The organism is Oleiphilus sp. HI0066, from assembly GCF_001635725.1.
Genome location: NZ_LWFH01000511.1, coordinates 1 through 883, shown reverse-complemented (window position 1 = coordinate 883; position 883 = coordinate 1). Strand labels below are relative to the sequence as shown.

Sequence of the window (883 nt, the reverse complement as noted above, 5' to 3'; positions counted from 1 at the left end):
AGTTGCTTCCATTGGGTCATTTGTCACACGATCTTCGTCGCCGATAAACGCATGCCAGTTTTCGATGAACGTGTCGTTAGCGTCAGACTCAACACTCATGAAGTAGTTCCATGCTGCTAGGTGACCTACTAGTGGAGCCGTNTCAAGACCTGCAAGCTCTTCTTCGCCTACAGAGAATGCAACAACTGGGATATCTTCTGCAGAAATACCTTGGTTACCCAATTCTTTGTAGAAAGGAACGTTTGCATCACCGTTGATAGTAGAAACTACAGCAGTTTTCTTACCTTCTGCACCAAACTTTTTGATGTCAGCAACGATGCTCTGCCAGTCTGAGTGACCGAAAGGCGTGTAGTTGATCATGATATCTTCAGCTGCAACGCCAGCATCCTTCAAGTATGCCTCAAGGATTTTGTTAGTAGTACGAGGGTAAACGTAGTCAGTACCCGCAAGAACCCAACGCTCAACACCTTGTTCTGCTAGGTAATCAACTGCAGGGATTGCCTGAGTGTTTGGCGCCGCACCTGTGTAGAATACGTTTTTAGAAGACTCTTCACCCTCGTACTGTACTGGGTAGAACAAGATGCTGTTCAACTCTTCAAATACAGGTAGAACTGATTTACGCGATACGGAAGTCCAGCAACCAAATACAGCTGATACTTTGTCTTTTTCGATCAACTCGCGTGCTTTCTCAGCAAACAATGGCCAGTTAGATGCTGGGTCAACAACTACTGCTTCAAGCTGCTTACCTAGAACACCACCTTTTTTGTTTTGCTCCTCAACCATCATCAACACCGTGTCTTTCAACGTTGTCTCTGAGATTGCCATCGTCCCTGACAAAGAGTGAAGAACACCTACTTTGATCGTGTCAGCGGCCAGTGAAACT

General features: G+C 45.8%; 1 protein-coding gene. It reads right to left on the bottom strand.

Annotated features, from left to right (window positions below; translation table 11 throughout):
* On the bottom strand, positions 1-883 hold an 883-nt coding region (locus A3738_RS07070; RefSeq protein ID WP_068763471.1), incomplete at both ends, for an ABC transporter substrate-binding protein.